This window comes from Virgibacillus flavescens, from assembly GCF_050574275.1.
GTDB classification, from domain to species: Bacteria; Bacillota; Bacilli; order Bacillales; family Amphibacillaceae; genus Virgibacillus_F; species Virgibacillus_F flavescens.
Genome location: NZ_CP192260.1, coordinates 2,184,245 through 2,202,894, shown reverse-complemented (window position 1 = coordinate 2,202,894; position 18,650 = coordinate 2,184,245). Strand labels below are relative to the sequence as shown.

General features: G+C 36.5%; 20 protein-coding genes. All 20 read right to left on the bottom strand.

From position 1 onward, the window contains the following. Positions 1-5: 5 nt before the first annotated feature. The 20 genes from VBD025_RS10520 to VBD025_RS10425 all read right to left on the bottom strand — a co-directional run bounded on the left by VBD025_RS10520 (position 6) and on the right by VBD025_RS10425 (position 18,595). On the bottom strand, positions 6-635 hold the full coding sequence (locus VBD025_RS10520) for a helix-turn-helix transcriptional regulator (RefSeq protein WP_430785208.1): 630 nt from the start codon (positions 633-635) through the stop codon (positions 6-8). Between the two features lie 88 nt (positions 636-723). Then, positions 724-2,811 (bottom strand): glycine--tRNA ligase subunit beta, encoded by a 2,088-nt coding sequence (gene glyS, locus VBD025_RS10515; protein ID WP_430785206.1) that lies wholly within the window; start codon positions 2,809-2,811, stop codon positions 724-726. After that, entirely contained in the window at positions 2,812-3,690 is an 879-nt protein-coding gene (glyQ, locus tag VBD025_RS10510) for a glycine--tRNA ligase subunit alpha (protein WP_430785204.1), read from the bottom strand. Between the two features lie 303 nt (positions 3,691-3,993). Continuing rightward, on the bottom strand, positions 3,994-4,737 hold the full coding sequence (gene recO, locus VBD025_RS10505) for a DNA repair protein RecO (protein ID WP_430785202.1): 744 nt from the start codon (positions 4,735-4,737) through the stop codon (positions 3,994-3,996). 36 nt (positions 4,738-4,773) lie between these two features. Then, complete coding sequence (locus VBD025_RS10500) at positions 4,774-4,920, bottom strand: YqzL family protein (RefSeq protein WP_430785200.1); 147 nt, start codon at positions 4,918-4,920, stop codon at positions 4,774-4,776. Between the two features lie 94 nt (positions 4,921-5,014). Next, positions 5,015-5,917: a GTPase Era gene (gene era / locus VBD025_RS10495; RefSeq protein ID WP_430785198.1), complete on the bottom strand. Its 903-nt coding sequence runs from the start codon at positions 5,915-5,917 to the stop codon at positions 5,015-5,017. Positions 5,918-6,218: 301 nt separating this feature from the next. Beyond that, positions 6,219-6,608, bottom strand: a complete 390-nt coding sequence (locus tag VBD025_RS10490) for a diacylglycerol kinase family protein (protein ID WP_430785196.1) — start codon at positions 6,606-6,608, stop codon at positions 6,219-6,221. Next, positions 6,586-7,050, bottom strand: a complete 465-nt coding sequence (gene ybeY, locus VBD025_RS10485) for an rRNA maturation RNase YbeY (RefSeq protein ID WP_430785194.1) — start codon at positions 7,048-7,050, stop codon at positions 6,586-6,588. The genes VBD025_RS10490 and ybeY overlap by 23 nt, the downstream gene beginning before the upstream one ends. Then, positions 7,051-9,180, bottom strand: coding sequence for an HD family phosphohydrolase (locus VBD025_RS10480; protein ID WP_430785192.1), 2,130 nt, complete (start codon positions 9,178-9,180; stop codon positions 7,051-7,053). Between the two features lie 81 nt (positions 9,181-9,261). Then, complete coding sequence (locus VBD025_RS10475; RefSeq protein ID WP_430785190.1) at positions 9,262-10,215, bottom strand: PhoH family protein; 954 nt, start codon at positions 10,213-10,215, stop codon at positions 9,262-9,264. 2 nt (positions 10,216-10,217) lie between these two features. Beyond that, positions 10,218-11,408 (bottom strand): sporulation protein YqfD, encoded by a 1,191-nt coding sequence (gene yqfD / locus VBD025_RS10470; protein WP_430785188.1) that lies wholly within the window; start codon positions 11,406-11,408, stop codon positions 10,218-10,220. A 13-nt stretch (positions 11,409-11,421) separates the two neighbouring features. Beyond that, positions 11,422-11,724, bottom strand: a complete 303-nt coding sequence (gene yqfC / locus VBD025_RS10465; RefSeq protein WP_430785186.1) for a sporulation protein YqfC — start codon at positions 11,722-11,724, stop codon at positions 11,422-11,424. A 94-nt stretch (positions 11,725-11,818) separates the two neighbouring features. After that, positions 11,819-12,277, bottom strand: coding sequence for a hypothetical protein (locus VBD025_RS10460; protein ID WP_430785184.1), 459 nt, complete (start codon positions 12,275-12,277; stop codon positions 11,819-11,821). 31 nt (positions 12,278-12,308) lie between these two features. Beyond that, positions 12,309-13,301, bottom strand: coding sequence for a flotillin-like protein FloA (gene floA / locus VBD025_RS10455; protein ID WP_430785182.1), 993 nt, complete (start codon positions 13,299-13,301; stop codon positions 12,309-12,311). Positions 13,302-13,323: 22 nt separating this feature from the next. After that, positions 13,324-14,649: an NfeD family protein gene (locus VBD025_RS10450; RefSeq protein WP_430785180.1), complete on the bottom strand. Its 1,326-nt coding sequence runs from the start codon at positions 14,647-14,649 to the stop codon at positions 13,324-13,326. 245 nt (positions 14,650-14,894) lie between these two features. Beyond that, on the bottom strand, positions 14,895-15,344 hold the full coding sequence (locus tag VBD025_RS10445) for a GatB/YqeY domain-containing protein (protein WP_430785178.1): 450 nt from the start codon (positions 15,342-15,344) through the stop codon (positions 14,895-14,897). A gap of 15 nt (positions 15,345-15,359) precedes the next feature. Beyond that, positions 15,360-15,536: a 30S ribosomal protein S21 gene (rpsU, locus tag VBD025_RS10440; protein ID WP_089532037.1), complete on the bottom strand. Its 177-nt coding sequence runs from the start codon at positions 15,534-15,536 to the stop codon at positions 15,360-15,362. 170 nt (positions 15,537-15,706) lie between these two features. Then, a complete protein-coding gene (deoC, locus tag VBD025_RS10435; RefSeq protein WP_430785175.1) occupies positions 15,707-16,378 on the bottom strand; it encodes a deoxyribose-phosphate aldolase in 672 nt (223 codons plus the stop codon). A gap of 112 nt (positions 16,379-16,490) precedes the next feature. Then, the gene (mtaB, locus tag VBD025_RS10430; protein WP_430785173.1) at positions 16,491-17,837 is read right to left on the bottom strand and encodes a tRNA (N(6)-L-threonylcarbamoyladenosine(37)-C(2))-methylthiotransferase MtaB; all 1,347 of its coding nucleotides are present in this window, start codon (positions 17,835-17,837) and stop codon (positions 16,491-16,493) included. After that, positions 17,837-18,595: a 16S rRNA (uracil(1498)-N(3))-methyltransferase gene (locus tag VBD025_RS10425; RefSeq protein WP_430785171.1), complete on the bottom strand. Its 759-nt coding sequence runs from the start codon at positions 18,593-18,595 to the stop codon at positions 17,837-17,839. The genes mtaB and VBD025_RS10425 overlap by 1 nt, the downstream gene beginning before the upstream one ends. Positions 18,596-18,650 lie beyond the last annotated feature (55 nt).

The following is an 18,650-nucleotide window of genomic DNA, read 5'->3' as shown; positions in this document are numbered from 1 at the left end:
CTCCCTTATAAATGATCGTCCGTAATTAATTCGACAAACGCCTTTGTAATGGTTGTTTTAGTGATTCTCCCCACAATCTCATTTCCAACTTCTGTCACTTTCACTACAGGTAGACCATCTATTTGCTTATTAATTAATTTTGTTGCAGCGTCTAACAATAAATCATCTTTCTTACAAAACGTAATATTAGGCATTCTTGTCATGATAATATGAACCGGAACTGCTGTAAGATCCTGGTTTCCTATGCTTGCCCGCAGCAGATCTTTTCGAGACAGTACTCCGGTCAGACATGCACGCTTATCTACAACAAACAATGTTCCAACATCCTCTAGAAACATAGTAGATATAGCATCATAAACAGAAGCGCTCTCATTTACTACAATTGGTATAGATTGAAAATCGCGGACTTTAAACTTTTTCACTTTCTCCGTTAACAATTCTGACCCCGTTTTTCCGGTGAAAAAATAACCTACGCGTGGTCTGGCGTCTAAAAATCCCGCCATTGTTAATATAGCTAAATCCGGTCTTAATGTTGCTCTTGTTAAGCTTAGTTTCTGTGCAATATTTTCTCCAGTTATCGGCCCATTTTCTTTTACAATTTCAACAATTTTTTCCTGCCTAGTAGATAATTCCACTTTTCCACCACCCAACACATCCATTATGTCATACTATTTCTAAATATTATAGACTATATCCGATGGAAAAGCGAAATTTACATCATATTTAAAACTGTTGTTTCCATTCAACTTTAGTCAAATCTGCGTAAACGTTAATCAATTCAGCTATTTGACTTATTAGTCCCAGCCGATTATTACGAATTTGTTCATTGTCAGCCATAACCATATTATTCTCAAAAAAATCATTAATTGGATCTGTAAATGCCGCTAACGTACTAATTGCTTTTTCTGCTTGGTGCGTTGCGTTTGCTTCATTAAATATCGGTGCTAATTCACAGTACTGCTGATATAAGGATTCTTCTGATCCAGTTTCGAATAAGGATGGCCTTACTTCTGTTGTATTTTCTGCTTTCTTTGATAAATTAAGAACTCGCAGTAATGCTTCGTTGACTATTTTAAATGCATCCTGATTTCGCTTATCTGTAAGTACCCGCGCCTTCTCAATGGCATAATGAAAAACGCCAATTTGCTTTTCTATTACAGCTTCGACTATATCAGACTCAATCTGATTCAGCCTCATTACATGCTTTGCCCTAAGCTGGAAGAATTCTACCAGATTCTGCGTTATTTTTCTTTCCTCATTTTGCTCGATATCCAGCGTTTGAAATACCTCTCGCGCGATTGCTAGTAGTTCCTCTAGTGTAATATTCCATTTACTTTTTTCAAGAATTCTTAAAATACCGATTGCCTGCCGTCTTAGTCCATACGGATCCTGTGAACCTGTAGGAATGAGCCCGATTGAAAAACATCCTACAATGGTATCTAACTTATCCGCTACACTAACGATCGATCCTTCGAGCGTATTTGGAAGTGGATCGTCAGATTGCAAAGGCAGATAATGTTCACGTACAGCTGATGCCACATTTTTGTCTTCATTATGATGAAGGGCATATTTTTCACCAATTAAACCCTGAAGATTAGTAAATTCATTTACCATATTTGTTGCTAAATCAAATTTGCAAATTTCTGCTGCACGAATAGAGCGCTCAAGTATCCCCTGATCGGTATGCAGCGCTTTCGCTATTTTAGAAGCTATTGTCTGTACGCGATTAACTTTATCTGTAATCGTACCAAGCTTCTCCTGGAAAACGATCCGCTTTAAATTTTCCTGATAATAATCAATAGTATGTTTTTTATCTTCTTCAAAGAAAAACTCTGCATCAGACAATCGTGCATGAATAACTTTTTCATTTCCCTTAGCTACTGTTTCAATATGTTCATTATTGCCATTTCTTACACCAATAAACGAAGCAGCAAGATTTCCCTCAACGGACTTTATTGGAAAATAACGCTGATGCACCTTCATTGAAGTTATTAATACTTCACTCGGCAGCTGTAAGAAAGAGTTTTCAAATGAGCCTACAAAAACAGTAGGATATTCAACTAAATTCTTAACCTCCTGCAGTAAATCATCATCAACAATCACATTAAAGTGATGATTATTTTCAATAGTTTTGATTTGGTCAACGATCATATCGGAGCGCTCTTTTGAATTAACGATTACAAACTCATCTTTTAAAGCCTTCTGATAGCTAGCTGCTGACGAAAGAGTAATTTCTTTGCCTAAAAAACGATGGCCGAACGTTTTATTATCTGTTTTCACGTCAGTAATTTCAAATGGTACAACCTTATCCCCATATAATGCAACTAGCCACCTTATCGGTCGAGCATACCGCATGGATTTAGTTGACCATCGCATATTTTTAGGGAATTGAACAGATTCAATTATCGAGTGAAATGTTGAAAGTAATTCAAACGTATTTTTACCTTCGATGCGTTTTTGCACAAAAATATATTCTGTTCCCTTTATTTCCTTTGTGTATAAATCATCAATTGATTTACCTTGACCTTTTGTAAAGCCAATTGCTGCTTTCGTCCAGCTTCCATCCTGGTCCTGTGCTATTTTCATTGCTGGTCCTTTGGCTTCCTCATCAATTGTCTGCTGTGAGTCAGCTATTCCTTTAATAAGAACTGCAATACGTCTTGGTGTAGAAAAAGATTCAATTGCATGGAAAGAAAGGCGCAAGTCTTGTAACCATTTTTCGGTTTTATTCTTTAATTGGTTTTCTGCATCGTCGATAAACCGGGCTGGTAATTCTTCTAATCCTATTTCAAATAATACATCATTGGACATTTACAATTCCTCCTTTTCAAGCAATGGAAATCCAAGTTTTTCACGTTCGGCAACATATGTTTTCGCTATCGTTCTAGCCAGATTTCTTATTCTTCCAATATAACCTGTTCGTTCCGTGACAGATATTACACCTTTAGCATCTAATAAATTAAATGTGTGCGAGCATTTCAATACATAGTCATAAGCCGGGAAGACCAGACCTTTATTCATAATTGTTTTTGCTTCCTCTTCATACATTGCAAATAATTCAAATAGCATATCAGTATTCGATTCCTCGAACGTATATACAGAATGCTCATATTCTGGCTGGAGGAAAATATCTTTAACTGTTACACCTTTCGTCCACTCTAAATCAAATACATCTTCTTTATCCTGAACATAGGAAGCCAGTCGTTCCAGGCCATATGTCAACTCAACTGTTACCGGGTTTGCTTCTAGCCCGCCAATTTGCTGAAAATATGTAAACTGTGTAATTTCCATCCCATCTAGCCATACTTCCCATCCTAAACCTGCAGCACCAAGAGTTGGGTTCTCCCAGTTATCTTCCACAAACCGGATATCATGCTTTAATGGATCAATCCCTAAACCTTTTAACGATTCAAGATATAAATCTTGAATATTATCCGGAGATGGTTTCATAATTACCTGGAATTGATGATGCTGATACAATCTATTAGGATTCTTTCCGTATCTTCCATCTGCTGGTCTTCTAGAAGGTTCAACATAAGCAACATTCCAAGGTTCTGGCCCTAGGCTACGTAATAATGTCATTGGCGACATTGTACCTGCCCCTTTTTCTACATCGTATGCCTGCATAAGGATACAATTTTGCTCAGACCAATATGTTTGTAGAGATAATATCATCTGTTGAATATTCATAATATCTTCCTTTCTTTTTTCTGGAACTGAACTCCAGTAATAACAAAAAGTCCGTCCCTATGCCAAATTAATCGGCATAGGGACGGACTTAAGATCCGCGGTTCCACCCTATTTGCTCTATTAGAGCCACTTTATTTCATTTGCTTAGGAGTGCCTTTCCCAATCGCTCTATTACCTGGCTCACACTTTTCCAGACTCGCTTTTATAGATAACAAAAGGTACTTTTCTCCCTCATAGCAATCAGTCACATTAAGATATGAACAAATCATAATCCATCAGGATACAATTTGTCAATCAGCAATTTTATTTTAATTTATCTAATTGCTTTAAAAACTTTTTTGATTTCAAAAAATATCCGCCATATTGGTCATAATATGCGTCTAATATATTTCGAAGCAACTTTTTGTTATGTTCTTTAATTGTAATCGTTCCAACCTGCTCTAACCCAACCTCCAGCAGAATGCGAAGCAGTTTAACAATTGATTTTGGTAAAGCGATGCTATGAGGATCAATGGTTGTACAACGATTACATAAGAGACCGCCTTCCGAAATTGAAAAATGGATAAGCTCTTCATCGCGGTGACAGTTAACGCACTTGTCAACAGTTGGGGCAAAGCCACCTTTTTTATACATTTTAAGTTCGTACATCATTATTGGAATATCTGCATCTTCCTTTTCGGAGATCCAATCAAGCGTTTTGGTAAGCTGGTCATAAAGATAATAGTCAGGTTCGTTTGCATCTAATAATTTATCAGTCAATTCCACCACAAAGGCTGTTAATGCTGTTTTTATTATATCTTCTCTAATTTTACGATTTGAGTCGACGACCTCACCTTGCTGTATCGTACTTAATCCTTTATTTACATAAACAAAAAATTCTCCACGTATAAATGGCTGTGTGACAGCAGACATTCTACTTTTGGTTTTTTTGGCTCCCCTGGCCAATGCAGAAAATTTGCCTATTTTTTTACTGAAAATAGTAACTAATTTATGTGTTTCTCCATAATCCTGTGTTTTGATAACAATTCCTTCTATTTTCTCAAGCACACAGACTCACCTTGACTTTCCGGTATTACGTATCTATTACATTTTTGTATTTATTTCATCATTTACTTCATTTTCATTCTGCGCGGAAGTCTCTATACTTGAATCACTTTCTAACTCTTTCCATAGTAAATAGGTTTCAATGTTTCCTGTATGACTAAATAATTTCCAGGTTAAGTCGTTCACAAGAAACCCCACCTTTCTTTTAATATGTTGATTAAGTACTTATTAGTAGTTTGACCACACATTCATAAAGCATGATATATAAATATTACCATGTTTAATATTCATCACTTCTGAATCCGAATTCCCTGAGTTGGGTTTGTTTATTTCGCCAATCCTTCTGAACCTTTATCCATAGTTCTAAATACACTTTAGAACCCAGTAGCGACTCAATGTCTTTTCTTGCACTCTTACCTATATTTTTCAACATACTTCCTTGCTTACCAATTAATATTCCTTTTTGCGTTTTCCGTTCGGTAACAATAGTTGCTTGAATAAAGATTGCGTTCGATTCCCTTGTTTCAATATTTTCAATAACAACTGCGATGGAATGCGGGATTTCCTCATGTGTTAACTGCAAAACTTTCTCCCGAATTAATTCTCCAATAATAAACCTTTCCGGGTGGTCTGTAACTTGATCTTCTGGATAATACTGTGGTCCTTCAGGTAACTTTTCTTTTATTACATCTAATAAATGATTTACATTATTACCTGATAGCGCAGAAATTGGAATAATTTCTTCAAAATCATACATGTCATTATACTTTTTTATAAGTGGGAATAATTCATCAGGGTGTATTAAGTCGATTTTATTAATAATTAAATATACCGGACGATTTACTTCCTGCAAACGATCAATAATATATTGATCTCCTCTTCCATAACCTTCTTTTGCGTTTATCATAAATAAAATTGCGTCGACTTCATTAAGCGTATTTTCTGCAATTTTAACCATAAAGTCACCAAGTCGGTGTTTTGGTTTATGAATACCAGGAGTATCTATGAAAACTAGCTGTGAATCTTCTTCTGTAAGAACACCCTGTATTTTATTTCTTGTTGTTTGTGGCTTATCGCTCATAATTGCAATTTTTTGGCCGATAACTCTATTCATAAACGTTGATTTCCCAACATTTGGTCGCCCAATTATAGCTATAAAACCTGATTTAAATGCGTTAGTCATGTCTTTTCCTCCGAAGCAAATTATTTCTCTATCTTTGTTCATAATACTATAAAACCTATCTACTTTCACGTATTCGACAAAACATCCGAAAAGAAAATCCTCTCAGGCAAATTTTGACATAGTATCGCCACCATAACTAAAGACCAAAAAAACCTGTCTATATTCAGACAAGTTCTTAAATACCTGGCTTATTGCCATGTCTTAATGACAAAATCATTAGTTACGGTTATGCAGTAAGAAAGGATTTATACTTTCTGACCTTCTTAGAAAAACTAGGCATTTGCCACGACCTTAGCTTTCCTTATGTGTGAATGAGTAATTGATAGACTTTTGGTATGAATACGATGCACCCAATTATAAAAGCCAGGCAAGCTGAGAGCAAAACTGCTCCGGCTGCTATATCCTTTATAATTTTAGCTGACGGGTGCATTTCGGGTCTTAAATAATCGATTAGCCTTTCAATAGCTGAGTTTGTTGTTTCAGCAACCAGAACAATTCCTATAACCAGCAGGATGATCATCCACTCTATGCTGGAAAGCTCGACTAAGATTCCGAGTATACAGGCTAGAACAGCAGCAATTAAATGGAGACGAAAATTACGTTCATTTTTGATTACTTCTATTAAACCTGCCATGGCAAAGGAAAAACCAATCGACTTCTTCTTTCGTTTATCTTCTGAGCTCGAACGCATTTAAGATTTCCTCTTGTTTTTGAAACATATTCTTTTCATCTTCATCAGTCATGTGGTCATACCCGAGCAAATGAAGAAATCCATGAATAGTTAAAAAGCCAAGTTCACGTTCAAAAGTATGATTGTAGTCTGCTGCTTGCTGCTCAGCCCGTTCAACCGAAATAACAATGTCTCCCAGTATCAAAGGCATGTCTTCCCCAACAATATTCATTTCATCCTCCATCGTTTCCTGCAAAGCAAATGATATGACATCTGTAGGCTTGTCCTGCTGTCGGTAATTACGATTAAGTTCTTGTATTTCATTATTTGTTACAAAATTCACTGATACTTCAGCTTCCTGTGTAATACCTTCCTTTTCAGCTGCAAAGATTAATAACCGCTGAAGGATGTCAATATAATCACTTGTAACCTTATTTGTTTTGTCATGAAAATCAATATACATTTATTTTGCCTCCTTAGTTGGGTACTGAATTCTTGAGTGAAAAATTCCTTTTAACGACCTGCATACGGTTTTATTAATTTCTTTAAGTTCTTTAAGCGTTAATGGTGAGTCGTCTAATTGCCCATCCATTAAACGGTCGTCAATAATGGAAGCAACAATTTCTTCAATTTTTTCTTCGGTTGGTTCTTTTAATGAACGAACTGCCGCTTCGACCGAATCACAAATACACACAATAGCAGCTTCTTTCGATTGCGGCTTTGGACCTGGATACCGAAAGGATTTTTCATTCACAAACTTGTTATTTTCTTTCTCTTTGTAATAAAAGAATTTAAGCAAGGTAGTACCGTGGTGTTCTTTAGCGATATCGATTATTTCCTTTGGGAATTTATGCTTTTTTAACGTCTCGGCGCCATTATACGGATGGTTAATAATAATTTCTGCACTTTGTTTCGGTTTAATTGTATCATGAGGATTTTTTATTGAAAGTTGATTTTCAATAAAAAAATGTGATCGTTCTGTTTTTCCCAGGTCATGATAATATGCTCCAACTCTAGCCAGAAGACCATTTGCTCCAATTGCATCACAAGCTGTTTCGCTCAAATTGGCTACCATTATAGAGTGATGATAGGTACCTGGTGCTTCCGTCAGGATTTTTCTTAATAATGGCTGATTTGGACTGGCGAGAGTTAACAACTTACTGTCTGATAATATCCCTAAACCAGTTTCGAAAAAAGGAAGTAAGCCGATTGTAAATACCACCGCTAATATAGCGGAAGAAAATCCAAGGCTAGTTTGCATCAGTAAATCGCTTACCGTATATTTTTCAAAAGATAAAAATAAAAATACAAGTACTGCCAGTATGTTAACAATACTCATTCCAATTCCCGCTTTTAATATAGCCAGACGGTCTTTCATATTCATTAAAAAGATGATCGCTGCCAGCTGAGATAAAAAGAGGTAAATTCCTGCCTCAATATTTAAAGATCCTGGTATCTGGCTATTAAATAGTATACTCCCAAGAATCGAGTATACCCCGGCAAGTACAATTGCGAACCGTTCATTTATCAGTATTTTCAGAAGTAGTACGCCAGATGCTACCGGCACAACAAAGAATAAATGATTGTCTTGCGTAGTGTATAAACTAACAACTTTTAACATTGAAACAACTATGAAGCTAATAATTAATAATGAGGCTAGCTTCCCCTTATCAATTTGGTTTTGTTTAGACAATTGATTAACTTCATACGCAATGATTCCAATGATTAGAGAGATTAATAAAGCTAGTCCGATAACAGGGAAAATATTTCCTTGTTTGTTTAAAAGGCCAACAAGTTTTAACTCCTCATATAATTCATTCGTAATCGTTTGACCTTCTCGAACTATTATCTCGCCGGCACGAATCATGACAGGATTAACATTATTTGCTGCTTCTTTTCTTGCATTCAACGTCTTTTCCACATCATAAAATGAATTTTCCACTACAGCAAAATCGCTTAACGTGATTAGCGCTTCCCTGACTTCTGTGTCCAGCTTAGAATAGGTTAGTGCTTCTTTCACTTCATTTGTAGCACTTTGAAGGTTTTCCAATCGTACTCCATTGGTAAGAACTTCTTTCACGATGTTACTAAATACTTTTTTACCTTTCACACGCTCTTCTGGTGTAGCTTCAACTAACCGCAGCAGGACTCCATTATCAATTGAGCTGACTATTTCGGGTGATAAAATTTGTTGAAGTGTTTGTACTTTCTCCTGGCTGCTTAAAATATAGTCTTCTTCGGGTTTTTCACCATCCACTGGTTTCATCTCTTCAACCTTAGAAATTGCGTCAAATATTTCATTTATGTAATAAATCTGTTCCTCATTAATTTCTTGCGAAACATTATAACGATCTTCAACGGATTGAACGGTTTCCCGTGTTTTACGTTGTGTTTCCAATTCATTTTCAATTGTAATTGGAGAACGTATTACCTCTTTTGAAATGCTGAATCGTTCTATATCATATGTTTCAGTAAATACATTATTTAAGGCCATGAGGAAGAAGAGGGCTCCTAAGATTAACATAGGAACAACTAGTGAAATCCATTTAGATTTCAGAGCAGCAAGCGATTTAAATATATTTCGCAACTTCATTTCTATTTCACCTCAGATTGTGGAAAAAATAAGCCCTCATTAACAAACTTGGGGCTTATTTAGACGTTCAAGATCTGTATTTTATTTATCATATGCTTCAATTATTCGTTGCACCAATGGATGCCTAACAACATCAGTTCCCGTTAAGTGGATAAATTTAATTCCTTTTACACTGGTTAACAATTGATCTGCACTGCGTAATCCGGAATTTACTCCTTTTGGTAGATCAACTTGGGTAACATCACCGGTTACAACCATCTTAGACCCAAATCCAAGGCGGGTCAGAAACATTTTCATTTGTGCTGGAGTTGTATTCTGAGCTTCATCCAAAATAACAAATGCATCGTCAAGTGTTCGTCCTCTCATGTACGCTAAGGGTGCTATCTCAATGGTCTCACGTTCAATCAGACGTACAGTTTGTTCTACACCTAAAACATCGTGCAACGCATCGTATAGTGGGCGAAGATAAGGGTCAACTTTCTCCTTTAAGTCACCCGGGAGGAAACCTAAGCTTTCCCCAGCTTCTACAGCTGGCCGAGTTAAAATAATCTTCTTTACCATCCCGTTTTTCAAAGCATGTACAGCCATTACTACTGCTAAATACGTTTTCCCAGTACCGGCAGGACCGATACCAAAAACGAGATCATTTGTTTTAATGGCAGCAATGTATTTTTTTTGACCAAGTGTTTTTACTCGAATCGGCTTACCTTTTACGTTCTTTGTTATTTCATCTTCAAACAACGTTTCAAATTGATTGATTTTTCCTTCTTTTGCAAGTTCTATTGCGTAAACGACGTCACGCTCAGCTATCGTTAAACCCTTCTGAATAATCGTCAATAAGGATAGTAAAATCTCTTGTGCTAGACCAATCGATTCTTCTGTACCGGAAACACTTACTTTCTCTCCACGAGTTACAATTGAGACATCCAGTTTGTCTTCAATTTGTTTCAAGTTTTTATCGTTCGTTCCAAATAAGGACAAAGCTTCATTTGTATTGGTTAAATGTAAATCAATCGTATTTAAGTTAGTTGACATAATCAATCTCCTTGATTTATAGGTACGGATTTGGCAATATTCTCTTTAACTGTCAAATATAAGATTAATTTTACTTTACCATTATGAGAACTTTCATGCAAAACTTTTTCAGAAATAACTTCTGCATCTTTATCAAGCCGCAACAATAATTCGTTCTTAGCCTGCTGGATACCAATATCGATTGCTCTATCCTCTGATCGCTTTTCTTTTCTATACGTTTTTTCATGCCTAACGGATTCAATTATTTTAATGGGCAGTTCCCATTTGAAGAAATGTATCGGATTTTTATTAATATCCTCTTGCACATGTTCGAATTCACTTTTCCCAAAGCCCCAATAAGGGATCTGAAGATTTCCCAGACCGACATAAAATTTTTTGTCTTTTTCTCCAGTCAATTCCTGGTATTCTGCTTCAAGGGGTATGGTTACCGATACCTCGTACCATGTTTTCGCGACAATTTCACCCTTAGCTTCGACTAATTCTGGTTTCTTTTTATTGTCACTAATATTTCCAGAAACCAGTAAATCACCCGGATTAACAAAATCATTGACTTTCACTTTTGGCATTCCTTTGGAAATATAAACGTAACTAACTACACCTTTTTTCGTTGCAACTAAGTTACTTGGTCCGTTTACTTTATTCTTTTTTACTATTGTTTTTTCTACCACTTCGATTTTATAGGTTGTCCCCTTTTTTTCCACACCAACCCAAAGAAGTTCTGGAATATCATGAAGTAATTTCTGTTGAATTGTACTGGGAGAATCAAGAGAAAACCCTAAAGCACCTGTATGAACACCGTACGTATTTAATTGCTTCGTTATTTTTTTTTCGATATCCTTTGGGACACCGTTTATCTTAATGTCCCAAATTATATTAGATAAATACAAAATTAATAGCAGACAGACTCCTATACTAATAATGAATTCCTTTCTAATTATAAGTTTTTTAAACAGAATTGGTATTCCATATTTATGTTTAACCGTTATGGTATATGGCGGATCATCCGTAGATACCATAAGCTTTTGAAAGTCCTTTAATCTAACGTTTGCTTGGCAGGACTTGTGTGTGATCTTTTTTACATTCCAAACTATAATACCCTGATCAGCGCATTGCTGCAGATAGATCTCTGGCTTGTCTCCCTCAATTAAAATAGATACATATCCTGTTATAAAAGCTCCCTGTATCAGTTTCATTGCTACCTCCTTTTTAGTTAGTAATATACGTTACATCATTAATTTTACCTTCCAGCAATAGCTCCCGTGGTAACATCATTTTCAGAACAAAGCCTGAGCCTGATATTTTAATCAGTCCAGTTCCTGTTTTCAGAGTAAGTTCCGTATCAGAATAAACGACTAACCCTTTATGATTTTCTATATACACATGAAGTTGACCTAAAATTGTAACTCGTGGCAAATCAGAAACTATATCAGAAGGAAGCGCAAATTGATTCATTACCCAAGGCAGGATTCGTTGAAGTTTTTTTGTCAAAGGTGCTACCTCCTCTCCCATTCATATTTATGAATAAAAGGTATAAATAAGAACACAAAAAAGCCTTCTAAGGTATTTGAGTATAGAACTCATACCTAGAAGGCTTTTCAAGTGATTATTTTCTTCTTTGACCGGTTACGCTCTTATATGGCTTAGTAGCTCTTGGTGGCCCTAATACCTCATTCATGATGATGCCGTTAAGTAAGCCCTGTTTCGTCAAATTATGGCTTATTTGCTTTTTTAAATGACTGTTTTTAGGTGTTCGCTGTGTTGGAGCATTCAATTTACGATTGGGCAATGCATCATGAATACCAATCTCAACTGAATCACTTGTGTCAGTTTGTTCATCTCTAGCTATTGTTGAAGAAGCATAACTTTGGGATTCATAAGGCACTTCCTCATATGCAGTCCTCTCTTCGCGATCCTGTGAAGTTTGGTTTGCTTTAGGTGCAGCATATGGTTTGTTTGAATCTTGTTCTTTTGCATTCTTATCTTTAAAAAATCCCAAAACACCACCGACAATTGCCAATAATACCAGGATATTACCGAACAGCGTGTCAAAAATTGCTTCCATTTATATCCCTCCTGAAATCAATTGACAGCTATTAATTTTGGTTATCATCATTATTTTCATCTGAAAGTTTGCCAATTGTATCACGCATATCTGTATCAGCATCAATATTTTTATAATTCATATAATCCATGACACCCATATTTCCAGAACGTAATGCTTCTGCAAGTGCTTTTGGTACTTCTGCTTCTGCTTCCACAACATGTGCACGCATTTCCTGTACTCGTGCAACCATTTCCTGCTCCTGCGCGACAGCCATTGCACGTCTTTCCTCTGCTTTAGCTTGAGCAATACTCTTATCTGCCTGAGCTTGATCAGTTTGAAGAATTGCGCCAATGTTTTTACCAATATTAATATCTTCAATATCAATTGAGAGGATTTCAAATGCAGTACCCGCATCTAAACCTCTATCCAGCACTGTTCGTGAAATGCTGTCAGGATTTTCTAAAACTTTTGCATGTGTATTTGAACTACCAATTGTACTTACAATTCCTTCACCAACACGAGCGATAATGGTATCTTCTCCAGCTCCACCAACTAGACGGTCGATGTTTGCACGCACGGTTATTCGTGCCTTTGCTTTCACTTCAATACCGTCCATTGCAATACCAGCTATAAATGGTGTATCGATTACTTTCGGGTTTACACTCATTTGAACAGCCTCTAATACGTCTCTACCAGCAAGATCAATAGCGGCCCCTCGTTCAAACTTTAATTCGATATTTGCACGATGCGCAGCAATTAGTGCATTAACAACTCTATCAACGTTACCACCAGCTAAATAGTGACTTTCTAATTGATTCGTAGTTATATCCAACCCAGCTTTATACGCTTTAATAAGAGGGTTAATAACACGTGATGGTACAACTCGACGCAAACGCATACCAACTAATGTAAAAATGCCAACTTTCACGCCAGCAGCCAATGCACTAATCCATAGCATTACTGGAATAAAAGTAAACAAAACAACAACAGCAATTAATATAATACCGATAATAATTAATGGTAAAAAGTCTTCAAACATCATTTTTCATTCCTCCAAATTTATATTAAATTTCTCTAACTACAATTCTCGAACCTTCCACCTTCACTATTTTTACATCTTTGTCTATCTGGATAAACCTACCTTCTGATACCACATCGAGTCGTTCTGTATCAAACTTCGCTGTACCGGACGGACGTAATGGTGTCAATGTTGTTCCCTCAAGACCAATTAATTCCAAACGATTAACAGTGGAAACGTAACCAAGCTCAGTAGAAGTTTTGTCCTTTAGTATTATGTGCCTAAAAACACCTTTTTCCATACCAATAGTTCTAAACAGTAACACCGCGGCAATTAGTGATACCAGGAATGCTATTCCGATACTCATTGACATATGACCAAAGTCCTGACCAGACATAATCAAGGAAGTGACAACACACCCAATACCCAAAATGCCAATAATACCTCCCGGCACAAAAAACTCAGCTAAAATTAATATGATACCTAATATTAATAAAACTATGGCTTCCATCCCAGCGAGACCTGCCACAAAGTGACCGTAAAAGAATAATAACAAGGAAACTATACCGACAATTCCAGGTAAACCAAATCCAGGCGAAAACACTTCAATAATTAAGCCAAGGCTTGCAAGTGACAACAAGATTGGTATAACTATTGGGTTCGTTAAAAACCTTGCTAGTTTTTCGGAAAAAGTTGGATTCATTTCTACTACAGTAGCGTTTTGCAGACCCAGTTCATTTAAAAGTTCTACTCGATCTTCTACGATCCCCTCTGAGTACCCAACCTGAACAGCTGATTCTGGACCTAATGTTAAATACTCACCTTTAGGCGCTCCAAGATCGGGCAGATCAATCTCTGGGTCAGCCATTGCTGCTGCGTATAAGGGATCTCGGCCGTGGGATTCTGCAGCACTTTTCATGGCTGCTAGCCAAGCGGACTGTGCTTTTTTATTTGCAGCAGTTCCATCTTGATTAATTACTCCACTTGCACCCATCGTAGCATTCGGCTTCATATAAATTTCGTCAGTGTTCAACGCAATGTATGAACCAGCTGACAGCGCTTTATTAAGTACAAATGAAATGGTGGGAATTTCGATACCCTGAATTAATTCAGCGATTTCACTCGCTGCATCTACTCGTCCCCCCGGGGTATCAATTTCAAAAATAATGTAATCTGCACCTTCTGTCTCAGCAACTTTTGCTGCACGAGTTAGAAATGACTCCAGACCCTGCTCTACTGTATCCTCAATTGGTATTATGTATACTGACTCTCCTTCACCAGCAGCTTCAACAGATAATTGATTATTATATAATATTCCCAGAAATACAATAAAAAATAGGACTAGATATGTAATGAGTTTTTTGTACGGCAATGTAATCACCCCCTCCTATATTGTATAGTACGAATTAAACCATACATAAGTTTCACTTAATGCATATATCTTGATAGTATCACAAATAATTAAATAATGTTCGATTATATTACGTGATAGTTGTTAGAAAACTTGGCTTACCGCAAAGCCTTTGTAACACCTATACACTTTCTTAGCTGACAAATTAAAAACCCCTGTCAGTATGTGCACTGACAAGGGTAGTTTAATTTTAGTATAGTGATGTGTTAGTTACTTAAATGCTTAAGCACAAGTTTGTTAATACTTGAACCATCTGCCTTACCTTTAACTTTAGGCATAATCGCACTCATTACTTTACCCATCTCTTTTTTGGATGTTGCATTAACTTCTTGAATTGTGTTCTGAACAATTTCTTCAAGTTCCTGTTCAGATAACTGTTTAGGCATGTATGCTTGTAAAATATTGATTTCTACATCAAGCTTTGATACAAGATCTTCACGTCCAGCAGCCTTAAATTCTTGGAGGGAATCTTTTCTTTGCTTTAATTCTCTAGACAATACAGTTAATTCATCATCCTCAGATAACGTATCTTTACCTTGCTTAATTGTTTCATTCTGCAAGGAAGCTTTTACCATTCGAATGACTCCAAGCTTATCTTTATCTTTATCCTTCATAGCTTGTTTCATATCTGCATTTAACTGTTCTAGTAATGTCATGCTATTGCACCCTCTTTAGAATTTACGCTTTCTAGCAGCTTCCGATTTCAATTTACGCTTAACGCTTGGCTTTTCATAGTGTTCACGCTTACGATATTCTTGTAGTGTACCACTTTTTGACACACTTTTTTTAAATCGACGAAGAGCATCCTCTATAGACTCATTTTTACGAACGCGAGTTGTATTTGACATACTGATTTCCCTCCCTCCGAAGATAAAACAGGATTATTCAGGCGATGTGTATAACATGCCTTTACTAATTATAATATATTGTCACATACTGGTCAACTGCTTTTTACTGTTTTGACTATTAAATTGAAACACTTTTGATTTATCGATGATTACATCTCGTTCAAACTAGTTTAATAATCGGAAGAACCCTGTCTCCCTGCAAGTATTTCTATTCCTGCACTCGCACCGATTCGAGTTGCGCCAGCATTAATCATAGCTTCTGTCGTCTCTAGGTCGCGGACTCCTCCAGATGCTTTAATACCCATATCAGGACCAACAGTTTTACGCATTAATGAAATATCTTCAACTGTTGCACCACCACCTGAGAAACCTGTTGAAGTTTTTACAAAGTCAGCACCAGCTGCTTTGGCAAGCTTACATGCACGAATTTTTTCATCGTTCGATAGTAAAGATGTTTCGATAATTACTTTTACAATCGCTTTTTCTTTTGCAGCTGCAACTACTTCCTTTATATCCTGTTCAACGAATGAATCATTTTTTGATTTAAGTGCCCCAACATTAATTACCATATCAATTTCAGTGGCACCATGATCAATTGCATTTTTAGTTTCAAAAACTTTCGTATCTGTTGTGCTTGATCCAAGTGGAAATCCAATTACTGTACAAACCTTTACACTTGTTTCTTTTAGTTCATTAAAGCAATGCTCAACCCAAAATGGATTTACACATACTGATGCAAATTTATATTCTTTTGCTTCTGCAATAATGCTGTTTATTTTTTCTAATGTTGTGTCCGGCTTTAATTGTGTGTGGTCAATATACTTTGCAAGATCTTTTGTCATATATAACGCCCTCTCGTTTAAGTTGTTCGTACCTCTTGAATATAATAGCATTATTGAACACAAATTGCTAAATTTAAAACAAACCTGGCAAATTAATGCCAAGTTTGTTAAGTTATATTATCTTAGAATTTGGTTCTACATCCATAATTCGAACGAACGTGCCATCATTGTATGGATAACCTGCTTTCGTAATTTTCACTCGAACTATTTTGCCAATCATTTCGTCGGTTCCAGCAAAACGAACTTTTAAATAGTTGTCCGAGTACCCTATTAAGATATTCGAATTCTCTTCGTCTTTGGAACGTTCTTCTGGTATAACCTCTACCACTTCATTCTCAAAGTTTGAAGCGTATTCTTTAGCTAACTGATCAGATAAATCAATTAGTTGATGAACACGCTTATTTTTAGTTTCATCATCAATTTGATTTTTCATTTTGGCAGCAGGAGTGCCTGTTCGTTGAGAATATGGAAATACATGCAATTCAGAGTAACCGACTTTTTTAATAAATTCATAGGTTTCCATAAACTCTTCGTCCGTTTCTCCAGGGAAGCCTACAATTACATCTGATGTAATAGCTAAACCAGGTAAAGCTTTCTTAATTTTTTCGACCTTTTGATAATAAAATTCACTTGTATATTTACGACGCATGCGATCTAATACTGTATCAGATCCTGCCTGTAATGGAACGTGTAAATGACGTACTATTTTTTCTGATTTATCAAGAACGTCAATCACTTCATCCGTAATTTGACTTGCTTCAATAGATGAAATTCGAATTCGTTTTAATCCAGCAACTTCCGTTTCAAGCGTAAGTAGTAGCTTAGCGAAATTATAATCCTGCATATCTTCCCCATAACCAGCAGTGTGGATCCCGGTTAAGACAATTTCTTTATAACCAGCATCGACCAGCTGTTGTGCTTGTGTCACCACATCTTTTGGATCACGGGAACGTAATAGACCACGTGACCAAGGAATAATACAAAATGTACAGAAGTTGTTGCAGCCCTCCTGAATTTTTAGTGAAGCACGAGTTCTATCCGTGAATTCAGGCACATCCATCTCTTCAAACACACGGTTTTTCATAATGTTCTCTACACCATTTACTGGCTCACGAGTTTCTAAATGTTCTTCAATATATCCAATCATTTTCTTACGGTTTTGTGTTCCAACTACTACGTCAACACCAGGTATTTCCATTATTTCACCTGGAGATGTTTGAGCATAACAACCTGTAACGCATACAACCGCTTCCGGATTTTTCCTGACAGCGCGTCGAATCGTTTGTCTGCTTTTCTTATCTCCGGTATTTGTAACTGTACATGTGTTAATAACATAAACATCTGCCTGGCGATCGAAGTCAACACGTTCATAATCCTGCGCTTTGAACATGTTCCAGATACCTTCTGTTTCATAGTGATTCACTTTACAACCTAATGTATGAAAGGCTACTGTTGGCATTACTGGCACCCCAATTCTTCTAATTGATAAGATATACTTGCTAATACATATAACGAAGCAGTTTCAGTTCGCAGTATCCTTGGACCCAATCGAACAGATTTGAAGTTATTTTCTTTTAATAATGAAACTTCCATATCAGAAAATCCACCTTCAGGGCCAATGCAAACGATTATTCGTTGGTCCGATTTTAATTGGTTAATAACTGAAGCAAAAGAGACAAATTCTTTTGTTTTCGCCTCTTCCTCGTAAGCAAAAATTTTCACATCATACTCTTTGCTCTCCGCAATTAATTGTTCAATTTTCATAACTGGAGTAACATCCGGAATACGATTTCGATGGCTTTGTTCACTGGCTTCTTTAACAATTTTAGCAAACCTGAACATTTTTTTCGATGCTTTTTTTTCGTCCCATTTAACGATAGATCTATCTGCAGAAAAAGGAATGAACTTGAATGCACCAAGTTCTGTTCCTTTTTGTAAAACATGTTCTAACTTATCGCCTTTAGGCAACCCTTGTGCAATAGTTACAGATACAGGCAGCTCCACGGACTCTTCGATGCTTTCCAGAATTAAAACTGAAACTCGTTCCTGCTCTAGGGATGTTATTTCACCGAGTACCGCATAACCATTCGGATGATTACATATCAGCTTATCCCCGGTGTTACCTCGCATAACTCGAGTAATATGATGTGCATCGTCCCCTGAAATGATTAAATTGTTATTTTCCCACTGATCTTCCGGGACAAAATAACGTTGCATTCGCAACACCTACTTCTTTCATTAACTGCACTTTCTGCAGATCTAAAAGTCTATT

Excerpts from the sequence above, each read along its gene's own strand:
- glyS (WP_430785206.1), bottom strand. The coding sequence starts at position 2,811 with ATGTCCAATGATGTATTATTTGAAATAGGATTAGAAGAATTACCAGCC.
- glyQ (WP_430785204.1), bottom strand. The coding sequence starts at position 3,690 with ATGAATATTCAACAGATGATATTATCTCTACAAACATATTGGTCTGAG.
- era (WP_430785198.1), bottom strand. The coding sequence starts at position 5,917 with ATGACTAACGCATTTAAATCAGGTTTTATAGCTATAATTGGGCGACCA.
- VBD025_RS10490 (WP_430785196.1), bottom strand. The coding sequence starts at position 6,608 with ATGCGTTCGAGCTCAGAAGATAAACGAAAGAAGAAGTCGATTGGTTTT.
- ybeY (WP_430785194.1), bottom strand. The coding sequence starts at position 7,050 with ATGTATATTGATTTTCATGACAAAACAAATAAGGTTACAAGTGATTAT.
- VBD025_RS10480 (WP_430785192.1), bottom strand. The coding sequence starts at position 9,180 with ATGAAGTTGCGAAATATATTTAAATCGCTTGCTGCTCTGAAATCTAAA.
- VBD025_RS10475 (WP_430785190.1), bottom strand. The coding sequence starts at position 10,215 with ATGTCAACTAACTTAAATACGATTGATTTACATTTAACCAATACAAAT.
- yqfD (WP_430785188.1), bottom strand. The coding sequence starts at position 11,408 with ATGAAACTGATACAGGGAGCTTTTATAACAGGATATGTATCTATTTTA.
- yqfC (WP_430785186.1), bottom strand. The coding sequence starts at position 11,724 with ATGGGAGAGGAGGTAGCACCTTTGACAAAAAAACTTCAACGAATCCTG.
- VBD025_RS10460 (WP_430785184.1), bottom strand. The coding sequence starts at position 12,277 with ATGGAAGCAATTTTTGACACGCTGTTCGGTAATATCCTGGTATTATTG.
- floA (WP_430785182.1), bottom strand. The coding sequence starts at position 13,301 with ATGATGTTTGAAGACTTTTTACCATTAATTATTATCGGTATTATATTA.
- VBD025_RS10445 (WP_430785178.1), bottom strand. The coding sequence starts at position 15,344 with ATGACATTACTAGAACAGTTAAATGCAGATATGAAACAAGCTATGAAG.
- rpsU (WP_089532037.1), bottom strand. The coding sequence starts at position 15,536 with ATGTCAAATACAACTCGCGTTCGTAAAAATGAGTCTATAGAGGATGCT.
- deoC (WP_430785175.1), bottom strand. The coding sequence starts at position 16,378 with ATGACAAAAGATCTTGCAAAGTATATTGACCACACACAATTAAAGCCG.
- mtaB (WP_430785173.1), bottom strand. The coding sequence starts at position 17,837 with ATGCCAACAGTAGCCTTTCATACATTAGGTTGTAAAGTGAATCACTAT.
- VBD025_RS10425 (WP_430785171.1), bottom strand. The coding sequence starts at position 18,595 with ATGCAACGTTATTTTGTCCCGGAAGATCAGTGGGAAAATAACAATTTA.